Raw genomic sequence first — 18,710 nt, forward strand, 5'->3', positions numbered from 1 at the left:
AGAATGCAGCATGGTGTCTCGTCGTCAGTTTCTGCAAGGCCTGGGGGCACTCGGCGTGCTCGGTACGCCGCTGTCCGCGCTGGCCGAGGGCGTGCGGCTGGGCGCAGCGCAAACGCCGCGAGCCGGTGCGCCATCGCCAGCCGCAGGCCTGTCGCAGTACGTCGACGTCTTTGTCGGCACGGCGGGCCACGGCCATACCTTCCCGGGCGCTTCGATGCCGTTTGGCATGGTGCAGCTCAGCCCGGACACCAACGACGCCGATTGGGATGCGTGCGCGGGATACCACCAGCTCGATGGCTCCATCATGGGGTTTTCCCATACGCATCTCAGCGGTACCGGTGATGGCGACCTGCTCGACGTGCTGGTGATGCCGGCGCAAGGCGCCGTCATGCTGCAGCCGGGCAGTCGCGGCCTGCCTGACACGAACCACCACTCGCGCTACGACGGCAAGGTGGGTCCCACCGCCCTGCTGCCGCCGGATGCGACGCCGCATCCGGGCCCAGGCTATCGCTCGCGTTACGATCGCGCCTCCGAGCAGGGGCGTCCTGGTTATTACTGCGTCCAACTGACCGATCACGTCATTCGCGCCGAATTGACCGCCACGCTGCGCGCCGGCATGCATCGGTATACGTTCAAGCACAAGGGCGACGGCCACTTGCTGATCGACCTGGCGCATGGCTTCCACGATCATGCCGAGGTGCCGGCCGTCGTCAGCGACGCGCAGTTGCGCCTGATCGGCAACGACACCCTGGTAGGTGCACGGCGCGTGCATCAATGGGCCAAGGGCCGTTACCTCTACTTCGCCATGAAGGTCTCGAGGCCGCTGTCCCACGCCACGCTCTATGCGGACGATGTCGCCTTGCCGGCGGGTAGTACCGAAGCGAGCGGTGCGCACCTGAAGGCCGCGCTGCATGTCCGCGACATCGCCAGCGCGCCCTTGCTGGTGAAGGTCGGCATTTCCGCCGTCGATATCGAGGGCGCACTGCGCAACCTGGACAGCGAGATGCCGGACTGGGACTTCGGGCGCATCCAGCAAGCCGCAGCGGATGCCTGGGAGCGCGAGCTTGGCCGCATCCGCGTGCAGTCGCCGTCGGCGTCCATCATGCGCAATTTCTACAGCTCGCTCTATCACACCATGCTGGCGCCGACGCTGTTCAGCGATGTCGACGGCCGCTACCGCGGCATGGACGCCGTGGTACATCAGCTTCCCGCGGGGCAGCACAACTACAGCACCTATTCGCTGTGGGACACCTACCGCGCCTTGCATCCGCTGTTTACGCTGTACCAGCCCGAGCGCGTACCCGACCTGGTCAATTGCTTGGTGCGCATGGCGGTGGAAAGCCCCGATGGCCCACCGATCTGGCCGCTTCAGGGCGTGGAGACCGGCTGCATGATCGGCTATCACTCCGCCGTGGTGATCGCCGAAGCACTGGCCAAGGACTTCCAGGGGATCGACTTCGCGAGCGCGTGGCCGGTGTTCCGCCGCCGCGCGATGGAGGACGACTATCGCGGCCTCTACCACTACCGCAAGCTGGGCTACCTGCCCAGCGACAAGGAAGTGGAAGGCGTCAGCAAGACCCTGGAATACGCCTACGACGACTGGGCCATGGCGCAGCTGGCCGAGGCCGTCGGCGCGAAGGATGACGCGACGCAGCTGCGGCAGCGCTCGCGCAACTATCGGCAGCTGTTCGATAAGCGCCTGCAGTTCATGCGTCCGCGGGCCGAGGACGGTCGCTGGCTGGAGCCGTTCGACCCACGCGCGATGGGGCATGCATCGTCCTGGCGGGACTTCTGCGAATCCAACGCATGGCAGGCCACCTTCCTCAATCAGCACGATCTTTACGCCTACATGGGTCTGTTTGGCGGACCCCAGGCGTTCGAAAGCAAGCTGGATGGCTTGTTCACCACCAGCTCCGATTTGCCGTCGGATGCGCCGCCCGATATTGCCGGCATGGTGGGGCAGTACGCGCATGGCAATGAACCCAGCCATCACATGGCCTATCTCTACGCGTATACCGGTGCGCACCACAAAACCCAGCAGCGCGCGCGTATGCTGATGGAAACGATGTACGCGCCCGAACCCGATGGTCTTGCGGGTGACGAAGACTGTGGCCAGATGAGCGCCTGGTATGTGATGAGCGCGCTCGGCCTCTACGCCGTGGACCCGGTCAGCACGCATTACGTCTTCGGCAGTCCTCTGCTCGATGAGGCCGAGGTGGAACTCGCTGGCGGACGCAAGCTGGTGATTCGCACCAGCGGCAATGGGCCGGACCGGCCGTATATCCAGTCGGTGAGCTGGAATGGCCAGCCGTGGACACGCAGCTGGATCAGCCATGCCGAGCTGGCACAAGGTGGCGTGCTGGCCTTCCAGATGTCCGCCACGCCGAACCAGGCATTCGGCTCCTCGTTGGCCGACCGACCGCCGTCTTTCGGCGCGCCGGCCAGTGAGCAGCTCACGCTCAAGGGTTGATGGAGCGACCTGGCAGGCGCAGGGGCACCATGATCCGCGCGGTCACCGATGTTTGTCCGCCGCGTCGTCGCTTGCCCTGATATCGGCCTTGCGCGCTGCTTCCTGCACACCGCGTACGGCGGCGGCAATGACCAGTCCGGTCATCAACATGCCGAGCAGGCCGAGCAGGGTCGCGTCGAGGCGGCCGAACATCGTCGTCGGTACCACGTCGCCATAGCCGATGGTGAGCGCGGTGATGGTGCAGAAGTACACCGTCTCGCCGAGCGGCGAAGGCGCTCGATCCGACGTTTCGACCGGGCCGCCGAAGAAATACATCCCCGTGGTCAGCAAGGCGAACAGCAGCAGCAGGCCGAGCAGGATCGGTTGCAGGTACCACAACGTTGCCGTGAACTCCGCGAGCACGTCGCGGGCCTTCAGCTGGGCACTTCGCGATTTCCACCTCTTGAACATGCGGGACCTCACGATGTTGCATGGCTCGCCATGCGCGTTGTCGCCAACGACGAGACGCCTCAGCGCAGGCGGCGGGTATCGAGCAACTCGACCATCAGGCAGGCATACAGGGTGACGGCGACAAACAACCCCATGCGCACGGCGAACGCGGTATAGACGTCCTTGCCTGCCGCGCTGTCCTGCACCGACTGGCCCAGCAGGATGATCACCGTGACCAGGGTGTTGAGCCAGAAGCTGGGCGTGTAGCGGGTCGGCCTGAGCGAATACAGCTTGCGCGCCACCAGCAAGGCGAACAGCAGCATCCACAGGAAGAACATCCACAGGTGCACGAACCACTTGAGCGCGAACCAGAACAGGATCGCCAGCACGCCGCCGAGCAGGGTGGAGCCCAGCAGCTCGCGTGCCGCGCCGCGCGCGGAGGTGGTGCAGCTCTGCCTGCCCAGGCTGACCGACTTCATGATCACCGGCATATAGCTGGCCGGGTCGGCCAGCGCGAGCAGGAAGGCCGGCAACACCACCAGGGCAGCACGCAGCGCCAGGCGCATGATGTCGTCGTTCGGCAAGACCGGCGTGGCGGGACGAGCCGGCGCACGGGCAGGCTCCGGCAGCAGCCGGTGACAGATGGCCAGCACCAGCACCGCGAGCAGCAGACCCTTGACCAGCGCGCCGACGACCGTCATGGCGAGGTCGATGCTTGCCGTGCCGGCGGCGGAAATCATGGTGAGGCCAACCACCAGGAAGGTGGCGACCAGGTTGTTGCCCCCGCGCAAGCCGTAGCGAAAGGCCAGGAACAGACACAGGCCGATCAGCAACACGCCAGCCAGGGGGTAGTAGCGAAGCAAGGGCACCAGCAGCAGGCCGCTGCCCGTGGTCAGCGCGACCACCATGACCAGGCGCAAGCCGTCCTTCAGCGAAAGCGCCCGGTTGACCGTCACCAGCAGAAACGCGGCGAACACCGGCGCCACCACCGGAATCGGCAGATCCATGGCGAAGCTGACGGCGAGGCACAGCGCCGTGCCCGTGGCCAGGCGCAATGCGCGCTGTCCTCGTAGCCATCGTTGGTCGGCTGCCGTGGTCATCAGTAGAGATAGGAAAGCCAGCTCATCACGCGCAGGAAGAGGCGGCCCAGCGGATTGAGCGGGTTGCCCTGGGTGGGAAATGCCATCACTTCGGCCTGCCCGCCGACGCGGATATCACGAGGCGGCACGGCATCTCCCGGCGCAAACTCCACCACCACCGGAAAGCGCTGGGCCGGGCGCAGCCAGTCGCGACTGTTCTGCACGGTGGGCAGGCTGCCCGGCGGCGCGCTCTGGCCCACGCTGACGCCAAAGCCGATGCTGCGGATGCGACCGCTGTACAGCTCGCCCGGCCGGGAATCCAGCGCGATGGAAACCGGTGTGCCGGGCACCAGATGGCCCAGGTTGTTCTCGGTCATGTCCGCGCTCACCCACACATCGTGGATGGCCACCAGGGTCATCACCGGGCTGCCTGCCGCGGTGAACTGGCCGACCTCGGTGCGCAGATCGGTAATCAGTCCTCCCGTGCGCGCTCGCACGCGGGTATTGGCAAGATCCAGCTGCGCCTTCTCCACCGCGGCGGCAGCGCTGCGCAACTGTGCGTTCTCTGATTCGTTGCCGCCTTGCGTCTCCTTCGCGCGCTCCACCTCGGCACGGGCGCCGTTGACCTGGCTGACCGCCTGGTCGTGCGTGGCCCGCGCCACCTCCAGGCGCCGCAGCGATACCGTGCCCTGGTCCTCGCGATAAAGGCGTTCCAGGCGATCGCTGTCCTGGCGCGCCTTGATCTCGTTCGCGATGGCGGCACTCACGGCCGCCTGGGCCGAATCGATACCGGCGGTGCTCGCGCCAATCTGGCGGCGTGTCGATTCAAGATCGGCGCGCGCGCGGACCAGGGCGATCCGATACGGCTCCGCGTCCACTTCGAACAGGATGTCGCCGGCCTTGACCTCCTGGTTGTTGTGCACGAACACCCCGGTCACGCGCGCCGAAACCTCGGCAGCCACCGGGATCACGTAGGCCTGCACCCGCGCCTGCTGCGTATAAGGGGTGAAGCGGTCGGCCAGCAGGTACCAGACCAAGCTCACGCCGATCAGCACGAGCACCCAGCGCACACCCTTGCTCGAAGGCTCGGCGGCAGGCGGCTGCGCTGGCGGCGCGGCGGCAGCAGGCGACGGCGTGTCACTCATGGGGACGGGCCTCCGCTCGGCGGCGTGGCGGCGGGCGCTTGCGTCTCGTCGATCAGGTGGCCCCAATGGGTGCGCTGTTGCATCTGTTCGCGGGTGGCCGGATCCACCAGCGGTTGCTCGGTGTACCAGCCACCACCAACGGCCTTGTAGAGCGCGATCAGGCTGCCGACCGCATTGCTGCGGTTGACGATGTAGGCATCCTGTTGGGCAGCCAGCGCGCGCTGCGCGTCGAGCACGCGCTGGAAGTCGGAGTAGCCCTCGCGATAAATCGTGTTCGCCAGCGTCAGCGAGCGACCCGCCGCCTGCTCTGCATCGTGCAGGATGTCGTCGCGCTGCGACGCGGCCAGGAACGCGGTGGCGGCATCGTCCGCTTCGCGCGCCGCCTGGCGCACGGTGTCCTGGTAGGCCACGACGAGCTGTTGCAGGCGCGCGTCCTGCACGCGCACGTTGTTGACGATGCGGCCATGGTCGAACACGTTCCAGGTGACGCTGGGGCCGACGGCGAGGGCAAGCTTGCTGGGAGATCCGGCCACCTCACTGGCGCTGAGCAGCGAGCTGGGAGTTCCCGACGACGAATTCGCGCTCCAGGCAAGCGTGCCCAGCAGCGTCACGGTCGGGTAGAGGTCGGCCTTCGCCACGCCGATCAGCGCAGACTGCGAGGCCATGTGCAGTTCGGCGGCACGCACGTCGGGGCGACGCAGCAGCAGGTTGGCCGGCACATCCTGCAGCAAGGCGCGATCGACGATCGGGATCACCCCTTCCTTACCCGGCTGTTGATCCAGCTCGGGCAGCGGACCGGGAGGGCGTCCGATCAGGGCAGACAAGGCATGCCGCGCCAGCGTGATCTGGCTTTCGAAGCTGGGGATGCTGCTCAAGGTGCTGAGGTATTGGGTCTTGGCCTGTTGCAGATCCAGTTCATCGGTTTCGCCGCTTTTGAACAGCTTCTCGGTGATCTCGTAGCTGCGCTTCTGCAGCGCGGCGTTCTCGCGTGCGATGCGCAGGCGCGCCTCGGCCGTACGCATCGTGAAGTAGGTATCGGCCACCTGGGCATGCAGCAGCACCAGCACGGCTTCCCGGTTCGCCTGTGAGGCAAAGTACGCAGCATCCGCCGCCTCGATGGCACGCCTGAAACGGCCCCAGAAATCCAGCTCCCAGCCGATGTCGAAACCAAGGCCGTATTGCCACGAGCCACTCGTATTGCCCTCGCTGCTGCCGGAACGCCGGCTCTTGGTGTAAAGCGCATCGCCGCCGATCTGCTGCACTTGCGGGTAGCGTCCGCTCTGCGCGATGCCCAGTTGGGCGCGTGCCTCGAGCACGCGCAGCCCCGCGATCTTCAAGTCGGCGTTATGCGCATCGGCTTCCGCCATCAGGCGCTCGAGATTCTGGTCGGCGAAGACTTGCCACCACTGGCCTGCATCCGGTTGCGCTTGCTGCGCGGTGGCCTGCTCGACGGCCGGGCTGCTCCAGTGTTCGGCCCACTCCTCGTGTTGTGGATGAAAGTCAGGGCCCACCGTCACGCAGCCAGCGAGGCAGGCTGCGCAGGCCAGCCATAGCCGGAGGGGACCAGTGCGGCGCGACATGGCGGGTGTCCGGCAGCATCAAGGCTGCTTCGGCTCGACCGGCGTCGTGGGCACCACCACAGTCGGGACTTCGGCAGGTGGCTGGTCATCGACCCAGCGCCAGAACAGCTGATAGCCGACTGCCAGCACCACGGGGCCGATAAACAGGCCGATCACGCCACCGGTCACCATGCCACCGAGTGCGCCAATCAGCACCACCGGCATCGGCACGTCGACACCGCGCCCCAGCAACAGGGGCTTGAGCACGTTGTCGGCCAGTCCGGCGATGAAGACATAGATGGCGAACACGATTCCGGCCACGCTGAAGCCTTCCGTGGCGAAGACATAGATGATGACCGGGATGGTGATCAGCGTAGCCGGCAGCTGCATGATGCCGAGCAGCAAGATCGCCAGCGCCAGCAGGCCAGCGCCAGGGATGCCCTTCATCAGGAAGCCGACCCCGACCAGCAGCATCTGGATAAAGGCGATGCCGACGACGCCCTGGGCTACGGCGCGGATGGTGGCGGCACACAGCTCGGTGATCTTCGGGCCGGCCTCGGGGCCAAAGATGCGCGATGCAATGCGGACGGCGGCGTTCCTGGATTCCTCGCCGAAGGCCATGAAGATGCCCGAGATGATCAGCGCGAAGATGAAGATCAACAGCCCCGTGCCGACGCCGGCGGCGGTTTCCAGCAGGACCGCACCCGCCCCCTTGAGTTGCGGTGTCACCTTCTGGATCAGGCCGGTCAGGTCGGTGGACGCTTGCAACCAGAAGGCGTACACGCGCCCACCCACGAGCGGCCAGCCGGCCACCGATTCGGCGGGGCGCGGAATGCGGATGCCGCCGCTCTTGGCCATCTCCATGGCACGGTCGACTGAGTCGACCAAGGCGACACCCAGCAGATACATGGGTATCGCGAGGATGACGAGGGCCAGCACCACGATGAGCGTGGCCGTCAAACCGTCCTTGTTGGACAGGTGCTTGCGTAGTCGCAGATGCAGTGGGTAAAGCGTGACGGCAAGGATCAGCGACCACACCAGCAGGCTGCCGAACGGATAGAAGATCCGGAAGCAAACCACGGCGAGGATGGCGATCAGGCCCGCCCGAATCAGCACGTCGAGCATGCCGCGGGAGAGCGTCCTTTCGGAAATCGGCGTCGTCAGCATCGTTCATCTCCTTGCAAGTTGCAGCAGGGATATCCGAGCGGTAAGCCAGGCTATGGAGGTGCTCGGGAGGCCGGCCCCCGCAGCACGGCGCTCCGATGGTCGGTCACTCGGCGTGTTCGCCGTGAGAAGGTCGGGTTCGTCATGGCGGCGCCAAGGGCATAAGTAGATTTACTTAGCGCCATGCGCAGGCGCCAACCATCCGTCAACACTAGGAGGCGTTAAAGTAAGACCGCTGCCGAAGATGCGCCTGTCCGCTCCCGTGGAACGTGCGCATGACCTGAAGCGTTACTGCCACGCAACGCCTTTTGCTGCGCAAGTCGTCCGTTCGAGCCAACAATGAGCCGATACCTGATATACCCGGCCATGCTGCTGGCCGGCGTCTTCGGATTCCTGCTTCATGCGGGCATGGCGTCTGCGCAGGAACTGGAGCCGCGAACCTATTCGGCGTCGCCGATCGGCACGAACTTCATCGACGTCGGCTATACCCGCCTGACCGGCGACGTGCTGACTGACCCGTCGCTACCCATCACCAATGTCGAGGCGACGATCAACACCTATGCGCTCAGCTATGTGCGCAGCTTCGGGCTGGCCGGCCACTCCGCCTCGCTGGCCGTCGGGCTGCCCTATGTCGACGGCAACCTGCGCGGCAGCGTGATCGACGCCCCGACCGAACTGCATCGCTCCGGCATGGGCGACATGAGGATGCGCTTCGGCTTCAATCTCATCGGCAGTCCCGCCTTGACGCCGGAGGAGTTTGCACGCCGGACACCCACCGCCTCGCTTGGCGTGAGCCTGACCATAGCGGCGCCGACGGGCCAGTACTCGCCGGACCGACTCGTCAACATCAGCACGCATCGATGGGCGTTCAAGCCGGAGATCGGCATCTCGAAGCCGATGGGAAAGTGGTTCCTCGAGGCGTCCGCCGGCGTGTACTTCTTCACCACCAACCACGACTTCTACGGCGGCAACGTGCGCAGCCAGGACCCGCTGGCGACGGTGCAGTTGCATGGCGGCTACACCTTCCATCCCGGGTTCTGGATCGCTGGCGACGTCGGTTACGTGGACGGCGGCGGCTCCAGCGTCAATGGCGTGTCCAAGGCTGACCGGCAGTCGAACGCGCGTTATGGCCTCACGCTCTCGGCGCCGCTCGGCCGTGGCTGGCAGGCCAAGCTCGCATTGTCGAACGGACTGGTGACGCGCATTGGCGGCGACTACAAGTCGATCACGTTTGCGGTGCAATACCGCTGGTTCGATCGCCGCAGCAACGGCATTTGATTTCCTGGTGGTTCGGTTATATATTAGAAATATCGAATATATGAATATACGTGGGTGAGCCTGTGCATCCCTGGATTCTCTCGACGCTTGGAGGCGTGTTGATCGGCTTGTCGGCGGTGATGCTGATGGGCACGCTCGGCCGTATCGCCGGCATCAGCGGTATCGCCAGCGGCTTGTTGACCGGGGCCAGTGATCGCGGCTGGCGCGTGGCTTTCGTGCTGGGGCTGGTCGCTGCACCGCTACTGTTGTTACTGTTGCGAGGCGATGCCGGTATCGGCGCGCCGCAGGTCGGCTGGCCTCTGATGGCCGTGGCGGGCTTGCTGGTCGGCTTCGGTACGCGCCTGGGCAGCGGTTGTACCAGCGGCCATGGCGTATGCGGCATGGCCCGGCTGTCGCCGCGCTCCTTGCTGGCGACGCTCGTTTTCGTCCTGTCTGGCGTGGTCACGGTCTTCGTGATGCGTCATCTGCTGGGGAGTGGCGGCGCATGAAACTCGCGATGGCATGGCTGGCAGGACTATTGTTCGGACTCGGCCTGAGTCTGGGTGGCATGACACAACCGGCCGTGGTGCTGGGCTTCCTGGATCTGTTTGGCGCGTGGAATCCGCGCCTGCTCTTTGTGATGGGCGGTGCCGTGCTGACCACCGCCATCGGTTATCGATGGGTGTTGCATCGTGGCCGGCCGCTGCTTGAATCCACCTTCAAACTGCCGGCGGCGCGTCGGATCGATCGCCGTCTGGTCATTGGCGCAGCCTTGTTTGGCATCGGTTGGGGCGTGGCCGGCTATTGCCCTGGCCCCGCCCTGGCCTCGCTTGGCGCTGGCATGGCACCAGTGTTGTTGCTGGTCGCGACCATGGCCCTGGGTTGGTGGCTGGCGGCGCAATGGCCGGCGTCAGCCCGCTCCGCAGATACAACGTGAGATCGACAGCATGAAGCGTCCCGAAGTGAAGGCTTTCTTTGACGAGCCGACCAACACGTTCAGCTATGTGACCTGGGATCCCGCCACGCGCATGGCGGCCGTGATCGACAGCGTGCTCGATTACGACGCCGCTTCCGGCCGGACGCGTCACGATTCGGCCGATGCGATCGTCGATTTCGTGAAGGCGCAGGGCCTGAGCGTGGCGTGGGTGATCGATACCCATGTGCATGCCGACCACCTCTCGGCCTCGCCGTACGTGCAGGCTTGCGTCGGCGGCAGGACCGGCATCGGTGAACAAGTCCGCACGGTGCAGGATACGTTCGGGCGCCTGTTCAACGCAGGGCCGGGGTTTCCCCGTGACGGCAGCCAGTTCGATCATCTGTTCAAGGACGGCGAGACGTATCGCCTGGGCGATATCGAGGCGGTGGCGCTGCATACGCCGGGCCACACGTCGGCGTGCATGACGCATGTGATCGGCGATGCCGCCTTCGTTGGCGACACCTTGTTCATGCCCGACTTCGGAACCGCGCGCTGCGATTTCCCCGGTGGCGACGCGCGCATGCTTTACCGCTCGATTCAACGCATCTTTGCGTTGCCGGGCGAGACGCGCATCTTCCTTTGCCATGATTACAAGGCACCGGGCCGCAACGTCTTTGTCCACGAGACGACCGTGGGCGAAGAGCGGCGTACCAATATCCATGTGCATGACGGTATCGCCGAGGAAGACTTCGTCAGCATGCGCACTGCGCGCGATGCGACGCTCGCCGTGCCCAAGCTGCTGCTGCCCTCGGTGCAGGTGAATATGTGTGCCGGCAAGCTGCCTCCCGCCGAGGACAACGGCGTCAGCTACTTGAAGATTCCGCTCAATGCGTTTTGACCCTGCCGGCGCGCCGTTGCTGCCCGCCCATGGCAGCGCAGGCACTTGCCCATGAGCCGCTCTGTCAAGCCGATGACGGCGCCGGCGCGTCGCCGTAAAGCCGCGATGAGTGCAGACGCGATGTCGCGCCATGCCGATGATGCGGTTGCCGTGCTGAAGGCGATGGGCAGCCGGCATCGCTTGATGCTGTTGTGCCAGCTGCTGGAGGGCGAGCGCTCAGTCAACCAACTGGCCGATGCGCTGGAGCTGGCGCAAAGCGTGGTGTCGCAGCATCTGTCGCTGCTTCGACGCGATGGGCTGGTGGCGGGTCGCCGTAAAGGGCAGTCCATTTATTACGACATCCGCGATGAGCGCGTACGCGCCCTGATGGCGACGCTGTTCGAACAGTTTTGCGTTGACGATTGACGCCTGCGCTTGCCCAGAACCCTCTCCCCGCAACGGGGAGAGGGAAGAGGAGACGCGCAAGCGTCAGTGATGGCGCAACTTCTTCTCGAATTCCTTGACCTGCTTTTCGGCTTCGTCGCGTGCCATGCCATAGCGCTCTTGCAGCCGACCCGATAGATATTCCGAGTTGCCCTGGGCCACTTTCAGGTCGTCATCAGTGAGCTTGCCCCAGTGCTGCTTGATCTGGCCGCTGAGTTGCTTCCACTGGCCCTGAATGGTGTCTTGATTCATGACAATACCTCGTTGGGTTTCGTAGGGATGCAATGCGCATTGCGGGGCCGATTCGAACAGCGCCGAGGTTAAGGATGCGTGCCATTTCCGTAGCCTGGGGTCGGGACGATTCATCGGCGTATGATCCCGACTGATACGACATTCGCATTACGTCGACATCGATGATGCGTGGATGAACAGGCGGAATGGGGAACCCGGGTCCTGCGGGAGCGTGGCAACTCCAAAGCCGATGCTGTCTACCGCAGCGGGCCGACACCGGCTCGCCTCTCAACGTCACGGAGGGTCGCGATATGGCTTCAGTACTGCAGCAAGGGGTCGGCCGCGCGGGCTGGCTGTTGGTGATCTACGGCATCATCTCGGTGCTGTTTGGACTCAGCACCCTGGTCTGGCCAGGCAAGACGGTCGTCGCGTTGGCGTGGGCATTCGGCATCATGGCCCTGGCCGAGGGCATAGCCAGCCTGTTCCAGTTGTTCAAACGCAACACGACGATTTCGCGCGGCTGGGTCGCGCTATACGCGCTGGCCTCGATCGTGTTCGGCTTGCTTGCCATCGTGCATCCGCTCGCCGTGGTCAGTGTCTTGCTGTTGTTCCTGGCCGCCTGGCTGATCGTGGCCGGCATCTATCGCATCATCTTCGCCATCCGCGTGCGCAAGGAGATCAAGGGCGAATGGCTGATCGCCCTGAGCGGCGTGTTCGCGATCGTGCTCGGCTTCATGTTCGTGGCCTATCCGGCGGCCGCCTTGCTGACCGTGGCGGTGTGGATCGGCGCTGCAGCGCTGGTCTACGGTGTCCTGCAGATCATGGCCGGATGGCGCATGCGTCGCTGGAAGTCGCCGATGTGAGTGGGGCGCTCGGAACAGGGCAGGCATGGAAAAGGCGCCCTTGGGCGCCTTTTCCTCATGCTTGGCAGTGGGCCTCGCGCGTCAGCCGCGCACTTCGAAATTCTCGCTGGCGACGGCTTTGCCGTTGAGCGAGATCACCACCTTGTACTGGCCTACCGGCCACGCATTCGGGTTCTGCACCTTGAACGTGGTCGTCGCCGGCCCGTCCGTGGCAAGCGATTCGGTGGTGCTGCTGAACGGCTGTTCCTTGCCGTCCACATAGCTCCAGTCGGCGCTGAGCGATGCGCGGTCGGTGCTGCCCAGGGTCGTCACGCTGGCGTAGATCGCCTTGTCGGTCGGTGCAAAGCGGCGCTGCACCTTGCTGATGATGTGCGAGGCGTCGACCGCACTGCCGAGGGTGACCGCGGCGACCTTGATGTCATTGGCGGGTTGGATGCTCGCCGATTTGCCGCTGGTGCTCGCGGGAGCCGGCGTCGTGTTGGCCGGAGCTGGCGCGGTGGTCGCTGGCGTTGGCGTCGGCGTGGTCGCGGCCGGCGTCGGTGCGGTCGGTGCCGGAGCCGTGGTCGCTGGTGCGGCTGGCGTTGGGCTGGCTGCCTGCTCGTTCTTGCCGCACGCGCTGAGCATCAGCAGGCCGGCAAGGGTCGCGCAGTACAAAGCAGTGGTGCGTGCCTGAACGTTCATGACTGACCCCATGGCTGGTGGCGGAAAGCATACCCGGGCCGCAGCAATGCGGCCCGGATGGCGGAACACTTTCGAGGCTAGTCCCGCAGGACTGAAGCGTTGATTACTGCGCGGCCGCCTCGACGTAATCTTCACGTTGTCGGGCGTGCTCCGCGACCTTATTGGCGCGCACCGCGGGGATTGCCGGGCATCTCTGCGCTGGTGCTGCGATACGGGTTGATGTCCAGCCCGCCACGGCGCGTATAGCGCGCATAGACGCTCAGTTGCTCGGGTCGGCAGCGCTGCATCACGTCGACGAAGATGCGCTCCACGCATTGCTCGTGAAACTCGTTGTGATTGCGGAACGACACCAGGTAGCGCAACAGGCCGGCCGGGTCGATGGCGGCGCCGCGATAACGGATCTGCACGCTGCCCCAGTCCGGCTGGCCGGTCACCGGACAGTTCGAGCGCAGCAGGTTCGACACCAGGGCCTCCTCGACGACGTGCCCGCTGGTGTCGGCATGCAGATAGTCCGCACGCGGCGGGCCATAGTCGTCGATGTCCAGCGCCTGCTCGTCGATCAACTGGCCTTCCAGGTCGACGACCGCATGGCCGCGCGCGCGTGCATCGCTGAGGATGACGTCGACGGGTGCGCCCGCTGCCGCGGAAAGGTCGCGCACCAGGGTCGCCATCAAGCTGTCGACGTCGGCCACGCGTTCCTGCGAAAAACCATTGAGATAGAGCTTGAACGACTTCGACTCGATGATATGGGGCGAGTCGGCCGGCACGCGGAACTCGGCCAACGCCACCACCGGCTTGCCGCGGACATCCAGCCAGGACAGTTCGTAGGCGTTCCAGATATCCACGCCATGGAACGGCAGCGGCATGGACACGCCGATTTCCTCGCGCTTGGCCGTGCGTGGTATCGGAAACAGCTGGCTAGGGTCGTAACGGTCGGGATAAACCGTGCTTTTGCCCAGGGGAGAGTGTTCGGGAGTGCTCATGCGGCCATTCTACCGGCCCTGGGTCTCGGCCACCGCATGAAACTGCGGGGCCGTAGGGGTCGAACCATGACGACTTACCTAGGTCGCCCGGGCCCGGCCATCCCTATAGTGTCCGTTAGCCCCATACGTGGTCCGAAGGAATCCTCCCGCATGAAGAACCCCGCCTTGGCCTGCCGCTTCGCGGCCGGCCTGCTCGTGGCCGGCACGCTTAGCGCGCCGGTGTTCGCCGACAGCCCGGCCGGCGGCTACGATCCGCAGGCGTTGTTCGCCCCGCTCTCGCTGCCGGATGCAGCCAATGCGTTCCGTGGCGGTGCCGGCAAGCAGGGCCCGTTGTTCTGGCAGAACCGCGCGGACTATGCGATCCAGGCCGAGATCGATCCGGCCAACCATGCGCTGCGCGGCGAGGAAACCATTACCTATACCAACCACAGCCCCGACGCGCTCGACGTGCTGTGGCTGCAGCTGGACCAGAACATCTATCGGCGTGATTCGCGTGCCGCCCTGGGTTCACCCCGCCCGCGCGCGGAGGCCACCGACGGTTACCAGATCGATGCGGTGGAGCTCGACGGCAAACCGGTCCACTTCCTGGTCGACGACACGCGCATGCGCGTGGATCTGCCGCAGGCGCTGGAGAGTGGCGGCAAGCAGCTCAAGCTGCATGTGCGCTACCGCTACACGGTGCCGGGTCCGTGGGGCGGACGTACCGCCGTGACGCCGACGAAGAATGGCGACATCTACGAGATCGCCCAGTGGTTCCCGCGCATGGCGGTGTACGACGATCTGCGCGGCTGGGACACGCTGCCCTACCTGGGCTCGGAGTTCTACCTGGAATACGGCGACATCGACTACGCCGTCACGGTGCCGTGGAACTACCTGGTGGCCGGCTCCGGCGAGCTGACCAATCCGAACGAGGTGCTTACCGCCACCCAGCGCCAGCGCCTGGCGCAGGCCGCGCAGAGCGACCACACGGTGCTGATCCGCACGCCGCAGGAAGTGACCGATCCGGCCAGCCGCCCCAAGCAAAGCGGCACGCAGACCTGGCGCTTCCATATGGCGCACACGCGTGACGTCGCCTTTGCCGCATCACCGGCCTTCGTGTGGGATGCCGCGCGTATCAACCTGCCGGAAGGCAAGCATGCGCTGGCCATGTCGGTGTATCCGGTGGAAGCGGTGGGCAAGGACAAGTGGGACCGCTCCACCGAATACCTCAAGGGCGCGGTCGAGCACTTCTCCGCCAAGTGGTATCCATATCCGTGGCCGGTGGCGGTGAACCTGGCCGGTCACGGCGCCGGCATGGAATATCCCGGCATCGTGTTCGACGGCATCGAGGACAGCGGCCCGATGCTGTTCTGGATCAGCGCGCACGAAATCGGCCACACCTGGTTCCCGATGATCGTGGGCTCCAATGAGCGCCGCAACGCGTTCATGGATGAAGGCTTCAACACCTTCATCGATATCTACGCCTCCGATGCGTTCAACCACGGCGAATACGCGCCGAAGCGCGACAGCGAGTACGCGCCCAAGGGCGGCAACCCGGTGGACGAGATCCTGCCCCTGCTGGCCGATGCGCAGGCACCCACGCTGATGGCGCCGGCCGATTCCGTCGGCGAGAAGTACCGTCACCCGGTGAGCTATTTCAAGGGCGCGCTGGGCCTGGTGCTGCTGCGCGAGCAGATCCTCGGTCCCGAGCGCTTCGACCCGGCCTTCCGCAAGTACATCGCCACCTGGGCCTACCATCACCCCACGCCGTCGGATTTCTTCCGCTTCATGAGCAGCGAGACGGGTGAGGACCTGGCCTGGTGGTGGCGCGGCTGGTACCTCAACAACTGGCAGCTCGACATGGGCGTGAGCGGTGCCTCCTACGTCGACAAGGATCCGGCCAAGGGCGTGACCATCACGTTTGCCAGCAAGCAGAAGCTGGTGATGCCGGCGACCTTGCGCATCGACTTTGTCGACGGCAGTCATCGTGACGTGCGCGTGCCGGTGGAAATCTGGCGACAGAGCGCCACGCCAAGCCTGACCTTGAACACCAGTGCGCGCATCAAGCAGCTCACGCTGGATCCGGATCACAAACTGCCGGATGCGGATCGCAGCAACAACAGCTTTGTGATGCCGTGAGGATGCTTCGTCCGTTGCCAGGGATGCACCAATCACAACCCTCACCCTCAACGTCTCCACCATCCTCACCGTCATCCCAGCGAAAGCTGGGATCCAGCGACTTGGCTTGGCACGGAAGACACTGGATGACCAGCTTCGCTGTTGTGAAGCACCTCCAGCTTTCGCTGGGATGACGGACATTTTGAAGGGTAGGCGGTCTCCCACCGCCGGGCTCCGTAACAACCCGATAAAGAACGACCTGATGACCACCACCCTCAAGCCCCGCCTCCACGCACTATCCGTCGCCACCCTGCTCGCCCTGGGCCTGGTCTCCACGGCGCAGGCCAGCACACCCGACGAAACGCGCTGGCAGAACCAGGCAAAGGCCATCACCATTACCCGCGACGACTGGGGCATCGCCCACGTCCACGGCAAGACCGATGCCGATGCGGTCTTCGGCATGGCCTATGCGCAGGCCGAGGATGATTTCAATCGCGTCGAGACCAACTATCTCAACGCGCTGGGCTGGCTCGCCCAGGCCCAGGGCGAGGGTGAGTCGGCGATCTGGTCCGACCTGCGCCAGCGGCTGTTCGTCGACCAGGAGCAACTTAAGCAGCTCTACAGCAAGAGCCCCGCCTGGCTGCAGAGCTTGATGAACGCCTGGGCTGATGGCCTGAACTATTACCTGGCCACGCATCCCGACGTGCATCCGCGCGTCATCAAGCATTTCGAGCCGTGGATGGCCTTGAGCTTCAGCGAAGGCAGCATCGGCGGTGATATCGAGCGCGTATCGCTCAACGAGCTGCAGGCGTTCTATGGCCAAGCGGGCGAGCCGGTGGCGAGCATCGACACGCCATCGAGCTGGGTGGAACCCACCGGTTCGAACGGCATCGCCATTGCGCCCAAGCTCAGCGCCAGCGGTCATGCGCTGCTGTGGATCAATCCGCATACCTCGTTCTTCTTCCGCTCCGAACTGCAGATGACCAGCGATGCCGGCCTCGACGTGTATGGCGCGGCGACCTGGGGGCAGTTCTTCATCTACCAGGGCTTCAACCATCACATTGGCTGGATGCATACCTCGACCACGGCCGACGTGGTCGATGAATTCGCCGAGACCATCGCGCACAAGGATGGCCAGCTGTTCTATCAGTACGGCAAGGAACAGCGTCCCGTAGCCACGCGCAAGATCAGCGTACCTTTCCGTAAGCCGGATGGTTCGATGGCCGAGCGGACGTTCACCACATACGCCACGCATCATGGTCCGGTCGTGCGCGAACAGGACGGCAAGTGGATCGCCACGGCCTTGATGAACAAGCCCCTGGAAGCGCTGGAGCAGAGCTGGCTGCGCACCAAGGCCAGCGACTTCGCCAGCTTCATGAAGGTGGCCGAGCTGAAGGCGAACTCGTCGAACAACACGATCTTCGCCGACGACAAGGGTGAGATCGCGTATCTGCATCCGCAGTTCATTCCCAAGCGCGACAACCGCTTCGATTACACCAAGCCGGTGGATGGCAGCGATCCGGGCACCGACTGGCAGGGACTGCACGCACTCAACGAAGCACCGCATCTGCTCAATCCGGCCAACGGCTGGATCATGAATACCAACAACTGGCCGTACTCCGCAGCCGGTCCCGACAGCCCGAAACGCGAGAACTATCCGCGCTATATGGACAGCGTGGGCGAGAACCCGCGCGGCATCCACGCCACCATGGTGCTGAGCGGCCGCAAGGATTTCACCATGGCGTCGCTGACCAGCGCGGCGTTCGACTCGTATCTGCCGGCGTTCGCACGACAGATTCCGATCCTGGTAGCCGATTACGATGCGCTGCCGGCCAGCGATCCGCTGAAGCCGAAGCTGGCAGGCCAGATCGCCTTGCTGCGCCACTGGGACTATCGCTGGGGCATCACCTCGATGCCGACTACGCTGGCGGTATTCTGGGGAGACATCCTGTGGGACAAGGTTGACAAGTCCGATGTTTCCGAAGGCCTCTCCGTCTACGACATCATGGCGCAGCGGGCCGGCGCGAAGGCGCGCCTGGAAGCCCTGGCCGAAGCCTCCGATCGACTGGAGAAGGATTTCGGTAGCTGGGGCGTGCCGTGGGGTGAGGTGAACCGCTACCAGCGCATCAACGGCGATATCGTACAAGCCTTCAACGATGGCAAGCCCAGCATCCCGGTGCCGTTCACCTCATCGCGCTGGGGCTCGCTGGCGTCCTTTGGCGCGCATCGCTGGCCCGGCACCAAGCGCTATTACGGCACCAGCGGCAACAGCTTCGTGGCCGTGGTCGAGTTTGGCGAGAAGGTACATGCCCGCGCGATTTCGGTCGGCGGCGAAAGCGGCCATTCGGACTCACCGCATTTCGACGACCAGGCCGAACGCTATACCACCGGCAACCTGCGCGCGGTCTACTTCTGGCCGGAAGATCTCAAGGGCCATACCGAGCGCGTGTATCACCCGGGCTCGTAACGCTTCGCTCGTGCCCGTGGCCGCTCGCCTGGCGGGCGGCCACGGGAG

General features: G+C 64.9%; 17 protein-coding genes. 9 read left to right on the forward strand and 8 right to left on the reverse strand.

Going from position 1 to position 18,710, the window contains the following annotated elements:
- The first annotated feature begins 10 nt into the window (after positions 1-10).
- Positions 11-2,470: a GH92 family glycosyl hydrolase gene (locus OUZ49_RS12015; RefSeq protein WP_266150652.1), complete on the forward strand. Its 2,460-nt coding sequence runs from the start codon at positions 11-13 to the stop codon at positions 2,468-2,470.
- A gap of 42 nt (positions 2,471-2,512) precedes the next feature.
- On the opposite strand, the gene OUZ49_RS12020 is transcribed toward OUZ49_RS12015, so the two are convergent.
- Genes OUZ49_RS12020 through OUZ49_RS12040 form a run of 5 tightly spaced genes read right to left on the reverse strand, consistent with a single transcriptional unit; the run spans position 2,513 to position 7,849 of the window.
- Complete coding sequence (locus OUZ49_RS12020; protein ID WP_266150654.1) at positions 2,513-2,920, reverse strand: potassium channel family protein; 408 nt, start codon at positions 2,918-2,920, stop codon at positions 2,513-2,515.
- Positions 2,921-2,979: 59 nt separating this feature from the next.
- On the reverse strand, positions 2,980-3,954 hold the full coding sequence (locus OUZ49_RS12025) for a DUF2955 domain-containing protein (protein ID WP_266150655.1): 975 nt from the start codon (positions 3,952-3,954) through the stop codon (positions 2,980-2,982).
- 44 nt (positions 3,955-3,998) lie between these two features.
- Positions 3,999-5,123, reverse strand: coding sequence for an HlyD family secretion protein (locus OUZ49_RS12030; RefSeq protein ID WP_266150656.1), 1,125 nt, complete (start codon positions 5,121-5,123; stop codon positions 3,999-4,001).
- Positions 5,120-6,703, reverse strand: a complete 1,584-nt coding sequence (locus OUZ49_RS12035) for an efflux transporter outer membrane subunit (RefSeq protein ID WP_266150657.1) — start codon at positions 6,701-6,703, stop codon at positions 5,120-5,122. The genes OUZ49_RS12030 and OUZ49_RS12035 overlap by 4 nt, the downstream gene beginning before the upstream one ends.
- A gap of 18 nt (positions 6,704-6,721) precedes the next feature.
- Positions 6,722-7,849 (reverse strand): AI-2E family transporter, encoded by a 1,128-nt coding sequence (locus OUZ49_RS12040; protein WP_266150658.1) that lies wholly within the window; start codon positions 7,847-7,849, stop codon positions 6,722-6,724.
- A gap of 336 nt (positions 7,850-8,185) precedes the next feature.
- Between OUZ49_RS12040 and OUZ49_RS12045 the strand changes: the two genes are divergently transcribed.
- From OUZ49_RS12045 to OUZ49_RS12065, 5 genes are read left to right on the forward strand one after another with little or no spacing between them, the layout of a single operon-like run.
- Positions 8,186-9,124 (forward strand): transporter, encoded by a 939-nt coding sequence (locus tag OUZ49_RS12045; RefSeq protein ID WP_266150659.1) that lies wholly within the window; start codon positions 8,186-8,188, stop codon positions 9,122-9,124.
- Positions 9,125-9,174: 50 nt separating this feature from the next.
- A complete protein-coding gene (locus OUZ49_RS12050) occupies positions 9,175-9,612 on the forward strand; it encodes a YeeE/YedE family protein (RefSeq protein ID WP_323134932.1) in 438 nt (145 codons plus the stop codon).
- Positions 9,609-10,040, forward strand: a complete 432-nt coding sequence (locus OUZ49_RS12055) for a DUF6691 family protein (protein ID WP_266150660.1) — start codon at positions 9,609-9,611, stop codon at positions 10,038-10,040. The genes OUZ49_RS12050 and OUZ49_RS12055 overlap by 4 nt, the downstream gene beginning before the upstream one ends.
- A gap of 10 nt (positions 10,041-10,050) precedes the next feature.
- Entirely contained in the window at positions 10,051-10,917 is an 867-nt protein-coding gene (locus OUZ49_RS12060) for an MBL fold metallo-hydrolase (RefSeq protein WP_266150661.1), read from the forward strand.
- Between the two features lie 51 nt (positions 10,918-10,968).
- Positions 10,969-11,322: an ArsR/SmtB family transcription factor gene (locus OUZ49_RS12065; protein ID WP_266150662.1), complete on the forward strand. Its 354-nt coding sequence runs from the start codon at positions 10,969-10,971 to the stop codon at positions 11,320-11,322.
- A 63-nt stretch (positions 11,323-11,385) separates the two neighbouring features.
- Here OUZ49_RS12065 and OUZ49_RS12070 read toward each other — a convergent pair whose 3' ends face one another.
- Positions 11,386-11,592, reverse strand: coding sequence for a CsbD family protein (locus OUZ49_RS12070; protein WP_266150664.1), 207 nt, complete (start codon positions 11,590-11,592; stop codon positions 11,386-11,388).
- A 290-nt stretch (positions 11,593-11,882) separates the two neighbouring features.
- Here OUZ49_RS12070 and OUZ49_RS12075 point away from each other — a divergent pair, with 290 nt between their 5' ends.
- Positions 11,883-12,434 (forward strand): HdeD family acid-resistance protein, encoded by a 552-nt coding sequence (locus OUZ49_RS12075; protein ID WP_266150665.1) that lies wholly within the window; start codon positions 11,883-11,885, stop codon positions 12,432-12,434.
- 81 nt (positions 12,435-12,515) lie between these two features.
- Here OUZ49_RS12075 and OUZ49_RS12080 read toward each other — a convergent pair whose 3' ends face one another.
- Positions 12,516-13,115 (reverse strand): hypothetical protein, encoded by a 600-nt coding sequence (locus OUZ49_RS12080; RefSeq protein WP_266150667.1) that lies wholly within the window; start codon positions 13,113-13,115, stop codon positions 12,516-12,518.
- A 158-nt stretch (positions 13,116-13,273) separates the two neighbouring features.
- The gene (gene queF / locus OUZ49_RS12085) at positions 13,274-14,098 is read right to left on the reverse strand and encodes an NADPH-dependent 7-cyano-7-deazaguanine reductase QueF (protein ID WP_266150668.1); all 825 of its coding nucleotides are present in this window, start codon (positions 14,096-14,098) and stop codon (positions 13,274-13,276) included.
- Between the two features lie 150 nt (positions 14,099-14,248).
- Here queF and OUZ49_RS12090 point away from each other — a divergent pair, with 150 nt between their 5' ends.
- Both OUZ49_RS12090 and OUZ49_RS12095 read left to right on the forward strand, forming a co-directional pair.
- Positions 14,249-16,216, forward strand: a complete 1,968-nt coding sequence (locus OUZ49_RS12090) for a M1 family metallopeptidase (protein WP_266150669.1) — start codon at positions 14,249-14,251, stop codon at positions 16,214-16,216.
- Between the two features lie 241 nt (positions 16,217-16,457).
- Positions 16,458-18,662: a penicillin acylase family protein gene (locus OUZ49_RS12095; RefSeq protein ID WP_266150670.1), complete on the forward strand. Its 2,205-nt coding sequence runs from the start codon at positions 16,458-16,460 to the stop codon at positions 18,660-18,662.
- Positions 18,663-18,710: the final 48 nt, after the last annotated feature.

The organism is Dyella halodurans (genome assembly GCF_026283925.1).
Taxonomy (GTDB): domain Bacteria; phylum Pseudomonadota; class Gammaproteobacteria; order Xanthomonadales; family Rhodanobacteraceae; genus Dyella; species Dyella halodurans.

Coding starts and splice junctions, on each gene's coding strand:
- OUZ49_RS12015 (WP_266150652.1), top strand. CDS start 11: ATGGTGTCTCGTCGTCAGTTTCTGCAAGGCCTGGGGGCACTCGGCGTG.
- OUZ49_RS12020 (WP_266150654.1), bottom strand. CDS start 2,920: ATGTTCAAGAGGTGGAAATCGCGAAGTGCCCAGCTGAAGGCCCGCGAC.
- OUZ49_RS12030 (WP_266150656.1), bottom strand. CDS start 5,123: ATGAGTGACACGCCGTCGCCTGCTGCCGCCGCGCCGCCAGCGCAGCCG.
- OUZ49_RS12035 (WP_266150657.1), bottom strand. CDS start 6,703: ATGTCGCGCCGCACTGGTCCCCTCCGGCTATGGCTGGCCTGCGCAGCC.
- OUZ49_RS12040 (WP_266150658.1), bottom strand. CDS start 7,849: ATGCTGACGACGCCGATTTCCGAAAGGACGCTCTCCCGCGGCATGCTC.
- OUZ49_RS12045 (WP_266150659.1), top strand. CDS start 8,186: ATGAGCCGATACCTGATATACCCGGCCATGCTGCTGGCCGGCGTCTTC.
- OUZ49_RS12055 (WP_266150660.1), top strand. CDS start 9,609: ATGAAACTCGCGATGGCATGGCTGGCAGGACTATTGTTCGGACTCGGC.
- OUZ49_RS12060 (WP_266150661.1), top strand. CDS start 10,051: ATGAAGCGTCCCGAAGTGAAGGCTTTCTTTGACGAGCCGACCAACACG.
- OUZ49_RS12065 (WP_266150662.1), top strand. CDS start 10,969: ATGAGCCGCTCTGTCAAGCCGATGACGGCGCCGGCGCGTCGCCGTAAA.
- OUZ49_RS12070 (WP_266150664.1), bottom strand. CDS start 11,592: ATGAATCAAGACACCATTCAGGGCCAGTGGAAGCAACTCAGCGGCCAG.
- OUZ49_RS12075 (WP_266150665.1), top strand. CDS start 11,883: ATGGCTTCAGTACTGCAGCAAGGGGTCGGCCGCGCGGGCTGGCTGTTG.
- OUZ49_RS12080 (WP_266150667.1), bottom strand. CDS start 13,115: ATGAACGTTCAGGCACGCACCACTGCTTTGTACTGCGCGACCCTTGCC.
- queF (WP_266150668.1), bottom strand. CDS start 14,098: ATGAGCACTCCCGAACACTCTCCCCTGGGCAAAAGCACGGTTTATCCC.
- OUZ49_RS12090 (WP_266150669.1), top strand. CDS start 14,249: ATGAAGAACCCCGCCTTGGCCTGCCGCTTCGCGGCCGGCCTGCTCGTG.
- OUZ49_RS12095 (WP_266150670.1), top strand. CDS start 16,458: ATGACCACCACCCTCAAGCCCCGCCTCCACGCACTATCCGTCGCCACC.